The sequence below is a fragment of the Variovorax sp. GW531-E2 genome (assembly GCF_059423125.1).
In genome coordinates this window covers 62,134-76,894 of sequence record NZ_JBWKXQ010000006.1, presented here as the reverse complement: position 1 = coordinate 76,894, position 14,761 = coordinate 62,134, and the positions used below count along the sequence as shown (strand labels likewise).

Sequence of the window (14,761 nt, the reverse complement as noted above, 5' to 3'; positions counted from 1 at the left end):
GGGACGGGGTTCCGGGGTTTACACGGCGTTCACAGCCCAGCTCGACGCGTCGAAACCTGTCGTTACGCCGGTTTTCGGGCCCCAGTCGACCACCGGCCGCTTGATCAGGCTGGGGTTGGCCAGCAGCACGGGGCGGGCCGAAGCGGCGTCGACCACCGCGTCGCGCGTGGCCTCGTCCAGCTTGCGCCAGGTGGTGCCCTTGCGGTTGACCAGTGCCTCCCAGCCGGGGGCCTGGAGCCAGCGGTCGAGCTCGGCCTCGGGCACGCCCTGTTTCTTGAAATCGTGGAAGGCGTAGGCCACGCCATGGTCGTCGAGCCAGGCGCGGGCGCGCTTGACGGTGTCGCAGTTCGGAATGCCGTATAGGGTTGTCATGGTCGCCATGATGCCGCGAGCGGCGGGTCGGCGACAATGCCGGCCTCCATGGAAACCCTGAACGACTGGCTCGCGCGCGCCGAGCACCTTCATCCCGACAAGATCGAACTCGGGCTCGATCGCGCCAAAGAAATGGCGCAGCGTCTGGGCCTGCGTTTCGACTGCCCCGTCATCACGGTGGCGGGCACCAATGGCAAGGGCTCGACCTGCGCCATGCTCGAATCGATCCTCACGCACGCGGGCTACCGCACGGCCGTGTTCACCTCGCCGCACCTGGTGCGCTTCGAGGAGCGGCTGCGGCTCAAGGGCGAGGCGGTCGATGCTTCCAAACTGATAGCAAGCTTCGAGGTGGTGGAAAAGGCCCGTGGCGACATGGCCCTGACCTACTTCGAGTTCACCACGCTCGGCATCCTGCATTGCATGATCCAGGAGAAGCCCGACGTGGCGATCCTCGAGGTCGGCCTGGGCGGCCGGCTCGACGCGGTGAACATCATCGACGCCGACTGCGCGGTCATCACCAGCATCGACCTGGACCACATGGAGTACCTCGGCCCCGACCGCGAAAGCATCGGCTTCGAGAAGGCCGGCATCCTGCGCGCCGGCAAGCCCGCCATCGTGAGCGACCCGGTGCCGCCGCAAAGCGTCATCGACCACGCCAACGCCATCGGCGCCGACCTGTGGCGCTTCGGGCACGACTTCAACGTCTCGGGCGACAAGCAGCAATGGGGCTGGTCGGGCCGGGGGCGGCGCTACAGCGGGCTGGCCTATCCGGCGCTGCGCGGCGCCAACCAGCTGCTCAATGCGGCGGGCGTGCTCGCGGCGCTCGAGGCGCTGCGCCCGCAGCTGCCGATCACGGCGCAGGCGGTGCGCAATGGGCTCGCGATGGTCGAACTGCCGGGCCGCTTCCAGATCGTGCCGGGCGAGCCCACGCTGGTGCTCGACGTGGCGCACAACGCCCACGCCGTCGCGGCGCTGGCCGAGAACCTCGACGCCATGGGTTTTTCGCCCACCACGCACGGCGTGTTCGGGGTCATGGCCGACAAGGACCTCGCGCCCATCCTGGCGCGCATCGGGCCGCTGATCGACCGCTGGTACTTCACCGACCTGCCCACGCCGCGCGCCGCCAAGGCGGCCGATCTGCTGGCCGCGTGGCAGGCCCAGAACACGCGCAAAGACGCTTCCGGCAGCGTGCACGCGAGCCCGATGGACGCCCTGCGCGCGGCCATCGAGCAGGCAGGTGCCACTGATAGAATCGTGGTCTTCGGATCGTTCTTCACCGTGGGTGGCGTCCTCGAAAACGGCACCCCCCGGCTGCAAGCCAAACACCTGCTGCCAGGCGGCTGATCGTCGGGCTGTCCACACCCATCCGGCACCATCGGGCACCACCTCGCTGCACTCCTCCAGGGATCGAACTTCATGGCGTTTTTCAAGTTCCGCGCGCGCGGCCCACAAGGCAACGAAGGACGCAGCGCCCCCGCGGCGGTGCCGGCGGAAAGTGTCGAATCCATGCGCCGGCGTGCGCGCCATCGGCTGCTCGGCGCGGCGGTGCTGGTGCTGGTCGGCGTGATCGGCTTCCCGCTGCTGTTCGACACCCAGCCGCGCCCCGTGCCGGTCGACATCCCGATCGAGATTCCCGACCGCAACAAGGCCAAGCCGCTGCCCGTGCCCGCCACGCCGGCGCCCGCGACGAGCAGCGCGCCTTCGTCGTCGTCCGACGGCAGCTCCCGCGTGGCGGCAGCCTCGTCGGCCGGAGGCATGATCACCGAGACCGCCGACGGCACCGTGATCGAGCCCGGCGCGTCCGTGCCCGCCACCCCGGCGGCGCCCAAGCCCGCCGTGGAGCCGAAGAAGCCCGAACCCAAGCCGGAACCCAAACCCGAGCCGAAGCCCGAACCCAAACCGGAACCCAAGCCGGAGCCGAAAAAGCCCGAACCGAAGCCCGAGCCCAAGCCGAAGCCGGAACCCGCCAAGCCCGCCGCGAACGCCGACGACGGCGCCCGCGCCCGCGCGCTGCTCGAAGGCAAGCCGCCCGCCGCCGCGCCCAAGCCGGCCGCCGACGACAACGGCCGCTTCGTCGTGCAGGTCGGTGCTTTCGCCGATGCCGACAAGGCGCGCGAAGTGCGCCAGAAGCTCGAGCGCGCCGGCCTCAAGACCTACGTACACGTCGCCAAGACGACCGACGGCGAACGCACGCGTGTGCGCGTCGGGCCGTTCGCCTCGCGTGCCGAGGCCGAGAAGGCCGCGGACCGGGTCAAGGGCTTGTCTTTGGCCGCAGCCATCCTCACGTTGTAAGCACCGCCGTCGCCCGCTGCCTGTAGTTCATTGCCGTGGCCCTGCTCGACTGGATCGCCATCGCGCTCATCGTGCTGTCGATGCTGTTCGGGCTGGTGCGCGGCCTGGTGTTCGAAGTGATTTCGCTGATCGGGTGGGTGGCCGCCTTCATCGTGGCCCAGTGGGTGGCCTCCGACGTGGCGGCCTGGCTGCCGTTCGGCGACCCGCAGGCCACCTGGCGCTACCCGCTGGCCTTCGTGCTGGTGTTCGTGGCGGTGGCGTTCGGCGTGGGGCTGGCGGCAGCCCTCACGCGCAAGCTGATCGCCGCGGTCGGCCTGCGGCCGGTGGACCGGATTTTGGGAGCAGCGTTCGGCGCGGCACGGGGGGCGGTGGCCCTGCTCGTGCTGGCGGTCGTTGTTCATTTGCTGGCGTTGAGCGACAGTGCCTGGTGGCACGAATCGCGCAGCGCCATTGTTCTCGATGCGGCATTGCAGGGCCTCAAACCCTCGCTGCCTGAAAAGTTGGCAAGCTACCTGCCCTGAGAGGAATCGTTCATGTGTGGAATCGTCGGCGTTGTCAGCAACGCACCCGTCAACCAGCTGCTCTATGACGCGCTGCTGCTGCTGCAGCACCGCGGCCAGGACGCGGCCGGCATCGTGACCTTGCTGGAACGCAAGTTCTTCATGCACAAGGCCAAGGGCATGGTGCGCGACGTGTTCCGCACCCGCAACATGCGCGCGCTGCCGGGCAACGTGGGCCTGGGCCAGGTGCGCTACCCGACCGCCGGCAACGCCTACAGCGAGGAAGAGGCGCAGCCCTTCTACGTGAACGCGCCCTTCGGCATCGTGCTGGTGCACAACGGCAACCTGACCAACGCGCACGCCTTGCGCGCGGAGCTGTTCTCCACCGACCACCGCCACACCAACACCGAGAGCGACTCCGAAGTGCTGCTCAACGTGCTGGCCCACGAAATCGAGCGTTCCTCGCGCGGCGTGCCGCTGCATCCGGCCGAGGTGTTCGCCGCCGTCAAGAACGTCTACAAGCGCCTGCGCGGCTCGTACGCCGTGGTCTCGCTGATCGCCGGCCACGGCCTGCTGGCCTTCCGCGACCCCTACGGCATCCGCCCGCTGTGCATGGGCCGCAACGCCGACGGCACCGTCATGGTGGCCAGCGAATCGGTCGCGCTCGAAGGCTCGGGTCACGTGTTCGAACGCAACATCGAGCCGGGCGAAGCCGTGTTCATCGACCTCGAAGGCAACGTGCACTCGATGCAGTGCGCCGAGGGCGCGTCGCTCAACCCGTGCATCTTCGAGTTTGTGTACCTCGCGCGTCCCGACTCGGTGCTCGACGGCATCTCGGTCTACCAGGCACGCCTGAACCTGGGCGAAACGCTGGCCAAGCGCGTGGTCTCGACCGTGCCGCCGAACCAGATCGACGTGATCATCCCGATTCCCGAGTCGAGCCGCCCGAGCGCCACGCAGCTCGCGCACCTCCTGGGTATTCCGTACCGCGAAGGCTTCGTGAAGAACCGCTACGTGGGCCGCACCTTCATCATGCCGGGGCAGGGCGTTCGCAAGAAGTCGGTGCGCCAGAAACTCAACGTGATCGGCAGCGAGTTCAAGGGCCGCAACGTGCTGCTGGTCGACGACTCCATCGTGCGCGGCACCACCAGCCGCGAGATCGTGCAGATGGCGCGCGACGCCGGCGCGCGCAAGGTCTACCTGGCCAGCGCCGCGCCGCCGGTGCGCTACCCGAACGTCTACGGCATCGACATGCCGACCAAGGACGAACTCGTGGCGCACGACCGCACCGTCGAGGAAATCCGCGAGCTCATCGGCTGCGACGCGCTGATCTACCAGGACGTCGACGCCATGAAGCGTGCCATCGGTTCGCTCAACCCGAAGCTCGCCGGTTTCGACGCCTCGTGCTTCGACGGCGTGTACGTGACCGGTGACATCGACACCGAAGCCATCTCGCGCATGAACGGCAACCGTCCGCGCATCGAGGAAAACGAAGAAGACGCTTCGCGCCTCGCCCTGCCGAACCCCAGCGAGTAAGAGAAAGAAGAGAGGGCCGACGTGAGCCAAGACGAACGCACCTTGCCGCCCGGCCTGCACCGCGACACCCTCGCGCTGCGCACCGGCCTGGCGCCCAGCCAGCACGGCGAGCACTCGGAGGCCCTGTTCCTCACGAGCGGCTTCGTGCAGCCCGACGCCGAAACCTCGGCCCGCCGCTTCGCCGGCACCGAGGCCGGCTTCACCTACTCGCGCACCTCGAACCCGACGGTCGCCAGCTTCGAGCAGCGCCTGGCCGCACTCGAAGGCACCGAGGCCGCCATCGGCGCCTCCACCGGCATGGGCGCGATCCTCATGATGTGCATGGGCCTGCTCAAGGCCGGTGACCACGTGATCTGCTCGCGCTCGGTGTTCGGCTCCACGCTGAACCTGTTCGGCAAGGAGTTCGCCAAGTTCGGCGTCGAGACCACCTTCGTCTCGCAGACCGACGTGGCCGAGTGGCGCGCCGCGCTCAAGCCCAACACCAAGCTGCTGTTTGCCGAGACGCCGACCAACCCGCTGACGGAAGTCTGCGACATCCAGGCACTGGCCGACCTGGCCCACGGCGTGGGCGCGCTGCTCGCGGTCGACAACTGCTTCTGCACGCCGATCCTGCAGCGGCCGGCCGAGCTGGGCGCTGACCTCATCATCCATTCGGGCACCAAGTACCTCGACGGCCAGGGCCGTGTGATGGCTGGCGCGATCTGCGGTCCGTCGAAGCTCATCGTCGATGTCTTCGGCCCCGTGGTGCGCACCGCCGGCATGGCGCTGTCGCCATTCAATGCGTGGGTCGTGCTCAAGGGCATGGAAACGCTCGGCATTCGCATGAAGGCGCAATGCGCGAACGCGCTGGCCGTGGCGCAGTGGCTCGAGCAGCAGCCCGGCATTGCGCACGTGTACTACCCCGGTCTTGCCTCGCATGGACAGCACGAACTCGCGATGCGCCAGCAGTCGGGGCGGGGCGGGGCGGTGGTGTCGTTCGACGTGGTCGGCGACACGCCTGACGCCGCGCGCGCCAACGCCTTCCACGTGATCAACAGCACGCGCGTCGTGAGCATCGCCACCAACCTGGGCGACACCAAGACCATCATCACGCACCCCGGCACGACCTCGCACGGCCGCCTCACCGAAGTGCAGCGCCAGGCTGCCGGCATCAGCCAGGGGTTGATCCGCCTCGCGGTCGGCCTCGAATACATCGACGACATCACGGCCGACCTTTCGCGCGGCCTGAGCACCCTGACTTCCTGATTTTTCATTTCATGACCGGCAAAGTTCGCACCCGCATCGCACCGTCTCCCACCGGCTTCCTGCACCTGGGCACGGCGCGCACCGCACTCTATTCGTGGGCCTATGCGCGCCACCACGGCGGCGAGTTCGTGCTGCGCATCGAGGACACCGACGTGGCCCGCTCCACGCAGGACTCGACCGACCAGATCCTCGCGTCGATGCACTGGCTCGGCCTCGACTACGACGAAGGCCCGATCTACCAGATGCAGCGCCTCGAGCGCTACCGCGAAGTCATCGCGCAGATGCTCGCGGCCGGCACCGCCTACCACTGCTATTGCACACCGGCCGAACTCGACGAGATGCGCGAAGCGCAACGCGCGCGCGGCGAGAAGACGCTGTACGACCGCCGCTGGCGTCCGGCGCCCGGCAAGGTGCTGCCGCCCGTGCCCGAAGGCGTGCCGCCCGTGGTGCGCTTCTGCAATCCGCCCGAAGGCGACGTGACGTGGAACGACCTCGTCAAGGGCGAGATCACCATCAACAACCGCGAGATCGACGACCTGATCATCCTGCGTCCTGATGGTGTGCCCACCTACAACTTCGCGGTGGTGGTCGACGACTGGGACATGAACATCACGCACGTGTTCCGCGGCGACGAGCACATCAACAACACGCCGTGGCAGATCAACATCTTCCGCGCGCTCGGCGCACCGCTGCCGCAGTTCGGCCATGTGCCCGTGATTCTTGGCGACGACGGACAGAAGCTCTCGAAGCGCCGCGGTGCCGTGAGCGTCACCGCGTACGAGGACAACGGCTACCTGCCCGAAGCCATGCTCAACTACCTCGCGCGCCTGGGCTGGAGCCACGGCGACGACGAGCTCTTCACGCGCGAGCAGATGGTGAGCTGGTTCGACGGATCGCACCTGTCGAAGAGCCCCGCGCAGTGGGATGCGGCCAAGCTTGCATGGGTGAATGCGCAGTACATCAAGGCCAGGAGCGGCGACGAGCTCGCGCCGCTTGTTGCAGCGCAGTTGCAAAAGCGCGGCATCGTCGCCGATGAGCGTCTGCCTGCGATCTGTGCGCTCTTCAAAGACCGTTGCGACACCACGGTGGCGCTCGCTGGTTGGGCTGCGGCCTTCTATGCGGACATCGAAGTGAGCGATGCAGACCGCGCGCAGCACATCACCGATGCAGTGAAGCCCGCGATCGCAACACTCGTTGAAAAATTGATGACGGTCGCCTGGGAGAGGGCCGAAATCGCAGTTATGATCAAGGAAGTCCTCGCGACACACGCGCTGAAAATGCCCGTGTTAGCGATGCCAGTACGAGTGCTTGTGATGGGAACATCGCAGACACCGTCCCTCGATTCAGTGCTCGAAATTTTTTCCCGCGAAAAAGTTATCGAGCGATTGAAAAAGGCCTGAAAAATCGGGCTATAATTCGAGGCTCGACACCCACACGGGGGTATAGCTCAGCTGGGAGAGCGCTTGCATGGCATGCAAGAGGTCATCGGTTCGATCCCGTTTACCTCCACCATCAAAGTGTCGAGTAGGTTAGAGATGCTGATCGCAGCACGTCCAAGGTTTTGACCCTATCGTCTAGAGGCCTAGGACACCACCCTTTCACGGTGGCTACCGGGGTTCGAATCCCCGTAGGGTCGCCAGTTTCACTTCGGTGAAGTCGGCACGAGTCGTCAACACTCGGTTCCGCAAGGAACGAACGTTGTCTACCAGGAGTGGTAGTTCAGTTGGTTAGAATACCGGCCTGTCACGCCGGGGGTCGCGGGTTCGAGTCCCGTCCACTCCGCCAAACACAAGCCCCAGTAGCAGTTCTGCTACTGGGGCTTTTTGTTTTGCTCCGGGGCTTGGGCGCGGATTGGCATTTGTTCCAGGGATTCCGGCTAACCCCACCACTACCAGCTGGCAGCGTGACATTTGGGAACGTTCTTCACCGTGGCGATGTACGCGCCGCCGCAAGGCCAGGCGTTGGTTGTGCATCAGGGCTATTTCTCGCCCTCCAGGAGATGAAATGACTTTTCCCCGAGCCACTCTCAAGCTGGGTTTCGCAGGTCTCGTTGCTGCCGCAGCCTTGTTCACCGCTGCATCGGCCAGTGCGGCCACCAGTTGGTCCATTGGCGTCAACCTGCCTGGCGTGGTCGTGAGCGAGCCCGCACCGGTCTACTACGAGCCGGCGCCTGTCTATTCGAGGCCAGCCCCGACCTACTACCAGCCCGCACAGCCGGTCTACTCCGCCCCGGCACCTGTCTACTACGAGCCTGAATCCCGTTGGGAAGAGCGTCGCGCGCAACGCTGGGAGGAACGGCGCGCAGAGCGCCGTGAATGGCGTCGCCGGCAGTGGGAGCGCGAGCAGCACCGTCGCTACTACGAGGATCGCGACTGACATCGGGAACGTCGATCCCTGCGAATCTGCCGGACCTGGCATCAGTGATCTGCGGCCAGGCCCGGCTCGCACGCACGCGCGGTTGACCTGAGCGCAGCGCGTTTCCGGAGCGCAGCCACGCGCTCACGGCGGTTGCCTGCGAGCCCTGCGCCTCCGCAGGGCCGACAGGACTTTCCCCGAGCCATCGACGCATGAAGTCCGGGCATACTCGCGCGCCCTCCAGATTTCCAACAACAACGCCTAGAAGAACTTCATGTCAGGACACGGCTTTCACGTGCATGGTCCGCACGATCACGAACTCGAACATGCCGCCTCCGGCGGCCACGGCCACGGCCATGAGGGTGCAGCCTCTTCAGCGAAAGGCATGAGCACGACGGGAAAGATCGCTGTGAGCACCGCTGCCATTGCGACGGCGGGCGCGATCTTCGCGTACATGGGCGGGGCCACGCAGGCGAACGCCGGCCTCTACAAGAACAACGCGGCCATCAAGAAGACCGAGGCTTCGAATCAGTGGAATTACTTCCAGTCGAAGAGCACCAAGCAGGCGCTGGCGGAGTTCGCACGCGACACCGCCACCGACGACGGCCGTCGCCAGGGCTGGCAGGTGAAGGTCACCCGCTACGAGCAGGAGAAGACCGAGATCCAGGCCGCCGCCAAGAAGCTGGAGGACGAGGCCAGCCGCTGGGACGCGCAGTCCGAGACGCAGATGCACCAGCACCACCGCTGGGCGCAGGCCACCACCGTGCTGCAGGTCTCCATCGCGCTGGCGGCCATTGCGCTGCTCACCCGGAAGAAATGGCTGGAGCGCGCCATGTACGGCGTCGCCGTCGCGGGCGTGGCGATCGGCGCGCTGGCGGCGCTGCACATCTAGGACTTGGCGGGGCGGTTCACCAGCGCGTGAATCCCGCGCAGGTCCAACCGCTCCAGCAGGTCGACAAGCAGAGCCAGGAACGGCGCGTAGGCGGCTTCGTCGGCGTGGCGTTCGATCCAGTGCTCGATGTCCGTGACGCGACCCTGAAGCGCCAGACTGGCGAGTTCGTCCAGGGCGCGATCCTCCGGCATGGCATGTCGGGGCATCGCGGGCGTCGGTGATGCTTCGCCAGGCGCGGTCTCCCGCTGCGCGACGACGGGCCAGTCCGCTTCGGAGGCATCGACCGGCACCGACAGCGTGAAGGAGAACGTCGCACCCTGACCGGCCACGCTGGCCACGCTCAGCGTTCCGCCCATGGCCGAGACGATGCGCTGCGCGATGAACAGGCCCAGTCCCGTGCTGCCGCTCGCGGGGTGCATCTGTTGGAAGGCGCCGAAGATGTCGATGTTGCGGCTCATGTCGATGCCGATCCCGGTGTCACTGACAGCGAAGCTCAAGACACAGACGCGCCCCTCTGGCCTGGCCGTGACCGACAAGGTCACCACACCGTCGCGCGTGAACTTGGCGGCGTTGGACAGCAGGTTCAGCAGCACCTGCTGCATGCGCTTTCCGTCCAGGCCGATCTCTCGGGGCATTCGCTCGGAAGGACGGTAGCGAAAGCGGTTGTTCCGCTGCGCGCACAGGGCGACGGCGTAGTCGGAAATGTCGTCCAGCAGGCGCGGCAGGTCGGTGGTGACGGGGTGGACCGTCAGCGGTTGCAGCTCTGCCTTGGCGTACTCCAGCAGTTCGTCGATCAGGTGGAGCTGGTACTTGACGCTGCGCTGGATGGTCAGCAGGTGCTTGCGCTGCGTGTCGTGCGCATCGGCGAGCAGGAGAGACGCGTACCCGCCGATCGTCGCAAGCGGTGCGCGCAAGTCGTGGCCGATGTAGCCCAGGATCTCGACTTTCTGATGGGCCTTGGCCTCGATGTGGGCAAGGGCCGCGCGCAGATCGGCATGCAACGCGGCGGCGTGCATGTTGCCGAACGCGAGCGCGTAGCCGATGTGGGTCAACTTCAAGCCGAAGGCCAGCAGGGTCTGGAAATTGCCCGACGCCAGAAAATCCTGTGGCACGGGAAAGAAGGGCGTGCCGACCAGGCGTGCGCCATGGACCAGCAACGCCAGCAAGGCGACGACGACCACTTCGGGGTTGCTGTTTCCCCCGCGCCCACGACCCATCGTGCACAGTGCCTGGAGGGTCATCAGGGCGATCACCGACTGGGCCGCGCCGTACACGTAGACACGCGCCGAGGTGTCGTACGTGACATAGGAGAAGCAGGCCAGCAATGCCACTTCCACGGCCAGTACCCCTGCCATCCAGGGCAGCCACGCGCGGCGCCGATCGAAGAACAGGCAGATGCCCACGTAGAACAGGACCGAACTCAGTGTCGTGAGGAAATTCCCGAGGAGGATGGAGAAGAAGTCGGGGATCCTGTCCCGCAGGATGAGCAGCAAGGCGCCGATCCCGAAGACAAGGAAGCCGACGCCCCAGACCAGCAGATAGCGCGCGCGTCCCTTCGCCCACAGCGCCAGCATGCCGGCGGCAAGGACAAACTCCGCCAGCGCCGTGAAGAACGCAGCAGTTCCCAGATTCAGATTCATTTGGACTTCGATCGACGCTTGGCGATGCGCGTCGCTCCGAGGGGAGTCCGATTCTGCGGAGGATCTCGTCAGCCGCCTTTGCCTGGCGGTGCGCCGGTTTTGATCGGGCGCCCTGTCCGGTCATTGACCGGTTCGCGCCTTCCCAGGTTGCGCGAGTTCAGGCGCAGCGCTACCCCAGCAGCAGGACCTGCGTGCCGTCGGAGGCCACCATCACGCCCGGCGAGGCCGCATCGATCTCGATGCGGATGCCCATGTGCAAGGCCGGGTCCAGGGGGCGCTGGCGGCCCGCGTTGAAGAGCGCCACGTCGCGCAGGTAGGTGTCGTGCTGCGCAATGTTCAGCACGAACTTCTCCGGATAGGCGCCGGTCGCGTTCAGGTGGTCCGAGAATTTCTCGGTCATCGTGAAGAAGAGGAACAACGGGTTGTCGGCCATGCCGCAAATCTAGCCGCGCAGGCCGAAATCCGGCTACCGGGTTTGTGGGAGGGGACGAGGCGCCTGGTCGCAGCCCTCAGGCCATCCCGTAGCGCAGCAGCCAGTTCCAGATCACCGCCGAGCCGTTCGACATCGCCAGTGCCGACTTCGCGTAACCCATGAGGTCGGCCAGCCGCACCTCGGCGCGGATCACGACGTCGTGGCGCTGCAGGTCTTCTTCCTTCACGTCCGCGCGGCGCCGGTCGAGCTCGTCGCGCAGCACGGTGGCGTAGGCGCGCGGGCTCTTCAGGCGCAGGAACATGATCGGCTCGACCACCGCGTCGAGCGCGGGATCGACGAAGGTGTGGATCTCGGGTTCGCGCGAGACGACCTGGTCGCCGTGCGCGTCGCGGATCAGCTGCTGGGCTTCTTCGAGCGCGGCCTCGTTCGCCGCGTAGATCCGGCCGCCGCGTCCTTCGCAGATGAACACGTACTGGTCGGGGCGCGAGAGCCAGTCGACCGGCCCGCGCTGGGCGAAGACGGCCAGGCCTTCGGCGCCGGGCAGCAGCGACTGGCGCAGCGGGTACTTGGTGAGGGGGTCTTCAGCGAACATCTTGCAGCTTCCTCGAAATGACGAGCGACGGGGTGTCGGCGCGGCGGTCCGCGGGCACGACCAGCACGTCGCCCGTGGCCCAGCACAGCACGCGCTGCGCCACGCTGCCGAACAGGAAGTCGGCCAGCGGATGGGCGCGGCGCTTGCCGACCACCAGCAGCTCGGCGCGCGCATGCTGCTGCTGCACCGTGGCCTGCCGCGCCGGGTCGCCGCGGCCGATGGCCGACAGCACGCGGTTGCGCCGCGCGCTCGACGAGTCGGTGAGCGAGAACAGCCGCTCGCGCGCCTGCCGCATGCTGTCGTGGCGGTAGGTCTTGATGGCGTGCTCGGACACTTCGGCGTAGCGCAGCTTGCTCTCGTGCATCGTGTTGAGCGCGTGGAACAGCTCCAGCGCGGCGTCGGGGTCCAGTCCGTGGGCCAGGCTCACGAGCTCGCGCGAGGCGGGCGTGAAGTCGACGGCCACGAGGATGCGGCTGTAGCGCAGGCGCGTGTCGAGCCGCGTCACGAGCACCGGGCAGCGCAGCTGCCGCAACAGGCGCTCCACGGGCTGGCCGGTGAAGAAGGCGGCGGGCGAGCGGTCGCGTTCGTGGCTCAGCACCACGAGGTCGACGTAGCGCGCCTCGTCCACGATCTGCGCGAGGCCGCCGCCCGGCCCCGCGACCTGCTTGACCAGCACATCGAAGCGCGAGGCCATGGCGCGGGCCAGCCCCGCGAGGGCGGTCGCCGCCTCGGCGTGCGCGAGCGGCGCCAGGTCCGCGGGCGCGTACACGAGCTTCAGCAGCGCGCCGTGCTCGGCCGCGAGCAGGGCGGCGCGTTCGACCGCGCGGTTGCCGCGCGCCGACAGGTCGGTGACGGCGAGGATGGATTGAAAAGACGGCGTGCTGGATGCGACGCCGCCTCCGGGAAGGGCGTGCTCCCGCTGAACCTGATGATGATGCATGACGCACTCCAGTCGAACGCGACCCCGGATGACGGGGGCGCAGCCGCGCGGGGCAGGTGCCCGGCGGTCGATGGTTTGCGCTGAAAAGAGAGAGGGGAAAGAGGCGGACCGCCGGGCTCAGGAATGTGCGGGCGTCTGCTGGGCCGCCGCTGTCATCCGCGCCCACGCAGGCGTGCAACCGCCGGGGCGGGACGTCAGGGTGTGGAGGAAGGGCTGGGCGTTCATGCGGGGGAGTCTAGGCCGGATGCGGCCGAATCCGCTCAGTACCCGCACAACCTTTGCCAGATTGGAGCCGCGCGGTGCAGGGCGTGCGCGGTTGGGCTTCCCATTTTTCCTTTTCATTTGTCATGCGCAGGAGGGGACGTGTTTCCGTGTCTGTCCCCGTCTTCCTGGAGGTTCACGCATGAGATCCCACTGTCTAGCGCCCGGCCGGGCCGCAGAGATAGCCCATGAGCGCATCGACGATCGAGGCCTCGAGCGCGGCCGGCTCGAACTGCGCGGGCGGCTCGATGATGGCCGCATGCACCAGCGTCTCCATGATCTGCAGCACCACCCAGGTGGCGAGGTCGAGGTTGCGCGGCGCGAGCTCGGGGCGGTGCTCGTCCAGCAGCTGGCGCACGCGCCGGAAGATGTCGTGGTCGGCCGCACTCTCTTCGCGCGGCGCATCGAAGAAGGGAAACTCCTTTTCGAGCACGCGATGCAGCGCCGGGTAGAGCGCATGCGCCGCGAGCAGCGCGCGCACCATGGCCTGCACGCGCCCGCGCAGGCTGCGCGCACGCGAGGCGGCCAGCACCTCGTCGATCACCGCGTACATCTGACCCGCGTGCCGCTCGTGCAGCGCCGTGATCAGCGAGTCCTTGTTCGGGAAGTACTGGTAGAGCGAACCCACGCTCACGCCGGCGCGTTCGGCGACCACGTTGGTGTTGGTGCCGGCATAGCCGCGTTCTCCCAGAACGCGAGCTGTGGCTTCCAGAATGACCTCGACCATCTGCTGGGAGCGCGCCTGGCGCGGCGCCTTTCTTGGCTGGGGAAGGGATTTCATCGGGCGTTCCGAATGCGAGTTTTCAATGCGAGTGAAGGCTCGTATTCTAAGAAAAACCGAGCAAATGCTCGCATTCAAGAGTTCGCAACATCCGAATCGATACACACACCATGACAGCCAATGCCTCCGAGGCCCACGCGCCGCGTGCGTTGCCTTCCGCCTTCCCGCTCCTGCAGCCAATCGCCGAGGTCCCACCCGAACGAGGCACGCGGCTGGACGCCCATGTCCTCCAGTGCCGCCTCGTGACGCCGCACATGCGCCGCATCACCCTCGGCGGCCCGGATGTCGCGGCCTTCTTGCGCCACGCGGCAGCCGACCAACCCGGCGCCTGGGTGAAGGTGTTCGTGCCCGGCGGCGAAGGGCGGGCCTATACCCTTCGCCGCATCGACCGCGTCGCCGCCACGCTCGAGCTGGACTTCGTGCTGCACGGCGACAGCGGCCACGAAGGCCCCGCTTCGGCCTGGGCGGCACGGGCGCAGCCGGGCGAACGCATCGGCTTCGCCGGGCCGCGCGACGGCGGTTTCGCGCTCCCGGACGACGCGCGCTGGGTGATGCTGGCCGGCGACGCGACCGCGCTGCCTGCGATCCAGTCGATTGCCGCGACCCTCGGGCCGGAGATCCGCCTCAAGACCTATGTCGAAGTGCCCACGGCGGCCGATGTGCAGGAGATCCGCAGCCAGGCCGTGCTGCGCACCTGCTGGCTCACCGGCGATCCGGCCGAGCCGGGGCTGGCGCTGCAACAGCAGCTGATGCACCGGCCGCAGCCGGCGGGGCCCGGTTACATCTGGCTGGCGGGCGAGTCGGGCGTGGTGCGCACGTTGCGCGCCCATTTCCTGAACGACCAGGGCCTGGCGCGCACGCGCCTGACCGCCAAGGGTTACTGGAAGCACGGCGAGGCCGACCACCGCGACCGGGCCTGAGC

The 14,761-nt window shown here is 67.3% G+C and carries 15 protein-coding genes and 3 tRNA genes; 12 read left to right on the top strand and 6 right to left on the bottom strand.

Going from position 1 to position 14,761, the window contains the following annotated elements:
* Positions 1–18 precede the first annotated feature (18 nt).
* Complete coding sequence (locus AC07XP_RS06070; RefSeq protein WP_307696008.1) at positions 19–372, bottom strand: ArsC family reductase; 354 nt, start codon at positions 370–372, stop codon at positions 19–21.
* A 36-nt stretch (positions 373–408) separates the two neighbouring features.
* Between AC07XP_RS06070 and folC the strand changes: the two genes are divergently transcribed.
* From folC to AC07XP_RS06015, 11 genes are all read left to right on the top strand, one after another.
* Complete coding sequence (gene folC, locus AC07XP_RS06065; protein WP_095950847.1) at positions 409–1,716, top strand: bifunctional tetrahydrofolate synthase/dihydrofolate synthase; 1,308 nt, start codon at positions 409–411, stop codon at positions 1,714–1,716.
* Between the two features lie 72 nt (positions 1,717–1,788).
* Positions 1,789–2,664 (top strand): SPOR domain-containing protein, encoded by an 876-nt coding sequence (locus tag AC07XP_RS06060; RefSeq protein WP_495264108.1) that lies wholly within the window; start codon positions 1,789–1,791, stop codon positions 2,662–2,664.
* Positions 2,665–2,699: 35 nt separating this feature from the next.
* Positions 2,700–3,185, top strand: coding sequence for a CvpA family protein (locus tag AC07XP_RS06055; RefSeq protein WP_070062414.1), 486 nt, complete (start codon positions 2,700–2,702; stop codon positions 3,183–3,185).
* A 12-nt stretch (positions 3,186–3,197) separates the two neighbouring features.
* Positions 3,198–4,700, top strand: coding sequence for an amidophosphoribosyltransferase (gene purF, locus AC07XP_RS06050; RefSeq protein ID WP_495264107.1), 1,503 nt, complete (start codon positions 3,198–3,200; stop codon positions 4,698–4,700).
* Positions 4,701–4,721: 21 nt separating this feature from the next.
* On the top strand, positions 4,722–5,945 hold the full coding sequence (locus tag AC07XP_RS06045; RefSeq protein WP_495264106.1) for an O-succinylhomoserine sulfhydrylase: 1,224 nt from the start codon (positions 4,722–4,724) through the stop codon (positions 5,943–5,945).
* Between the two features lie 11 nt (positions 5,946–5,956).
* A complete protein-coding gene (gene gltX, locus AC07XP_RS06040; RefSeq protein ID WP_495264105.1) occupies positions 5,957–7,345 on the top strand; it encodes a glutamate--tRNA ligase in 1,389 nt (462 codons plus the stop codon).
* Positions 7,346–7,381: 36 nt separating this feature from the next.
* Positions 7,382–7,457, top strand: a tRNA-Ala gene (locus tag AC07XP_RS06035).
* Between the two features lie 51 nt (positions 7,458–7,508).
* Positions 7,509–7,584 (top strand) — tRNA-Glu (locus tag AC07XP_RS06030).
* Between the two features lie 69 nt (positions 7,585–7,653).
* A tRNA-Asp gene (locus AC07XP_RS06025) sits at positions 7,654–7,730 on the top strand.
* A 219-nt stretch (positions 7,731–7,949) separates the two neighbouring features.
* Positions 7,950–8,321, top strand: a complete 372-nt coding sequence (locus AC07XP_RS06020) for a hypothetical protein (protein ID WP_070062418.1) — start codon at positions 7,950–7,952, stop codon at positions 8,319–8,321.
* A gap of 253 nt (positions 8,322–8,574) precedes the next feature.
* Complete coding sequence (locus AC07XP_RS06015) at positions 8,575–9,192, top strand: DUF4337 domain-containing protein (RefSeq protein ID WP_495264104.1); 618 nt, start codon at positions 8,575–8,577, stop codon at positions 9,190–9,192.
* On the opposite strand, the gene AC07XP_RS06010 is transcribed toward AC07XP_RS06015, so the two are convergent.
* The 5 genes from AC07XP_RS06010 to AC07XP_RS05990 all read right to left on the bottom strand — a co-directional run bounded on the left by AC07XP_RS06010 (position 9,189) and on the right by AC07XP_RS05990 (position 13,839).
* A complete protein-coding gene (locus AC07XP_RS06010) occupies positions 9,189–10,832 on the bottom strand; it encodes an ATP-binding protein (RefSeq protein ID WP_495264103.1) in 1,644 nt (547 codons plus the stop codon). The two genes, AC07XP_RS06015 and AC07XP_RS06010, sit on opposite strands and share 4 nt — an antisense overlap.
* 169 nt (positions 10,833–11,001) lie before the next feature.
* On the bottom strand, positions 11,002–11,265 hold the full coding sequence (locus AC07XP_RS06005) for a hypothetical protein (RefSeq protein ID WP_495264102.1): 264 nt from the start codon (positions 11,263–11,265) through the stop codon (positions 11,002–11,004).
* A gap of 76 nt (positions 11,266–11,341) precedes the next feature.
* Positions 11,342–11,857 carry a hypothetical protein gene (locus AC07XP_RS06000; protein ID WP_062469933.1) on the bottom strand — a complete coding sequence of 172 codons (516 nt, stop codon included), beginning with the start codon at positions 11,855–11,857 and terminating at the stop codon, positions 11,342–11,344.
* On the bottom strand, positions 11,847–12,797 hold the full coding sequence (locus AC07XP_RS05995; protein WP_495264101.1) for a universal stress protein: 951 nt from the start codon (positions 12,795–12,797) through the stop codon (positions 11,847–11,849). Before AC07XP_RS05995 ends, AC07XP_RS06000 begins: the two co-directional genes overlap by 11 nt.
* Positions 12,798–13,215: 418 nt before the next feature.
* Positions 13,216–13,839 carry a TetR/AcrR family transcriptional regulator gene (locus tag AC07XP_RS05990; protein ID WP_495264100.1) on the bottom strand — a complete coding sequence of 208 codons (624 nt, stop codon included), beginning with the start codon at positions 13,837–13,839 and terminating at the stop codon, positions 13,216–13,218.
* A gap of 110 nt (positions 13,840–13,949) precedes the next feature.
* Here AC07XP_RS05990 and AC07XP_RS05985 point away from each other — a divergent pair, with 110 nt between their 5' ends.
* Complete coding sequence (locus AC07XP_RS05985; protein ID WP_495264099.1) at positions 13,950–14,759, top strand: siderophore-interacting protein; 810 nt, start codon at positions 13,950–13,952, stop codon at positions 14,757–14,759.
* Positions 14,760–14,761 lie beyond the last annotated feature (2 nt).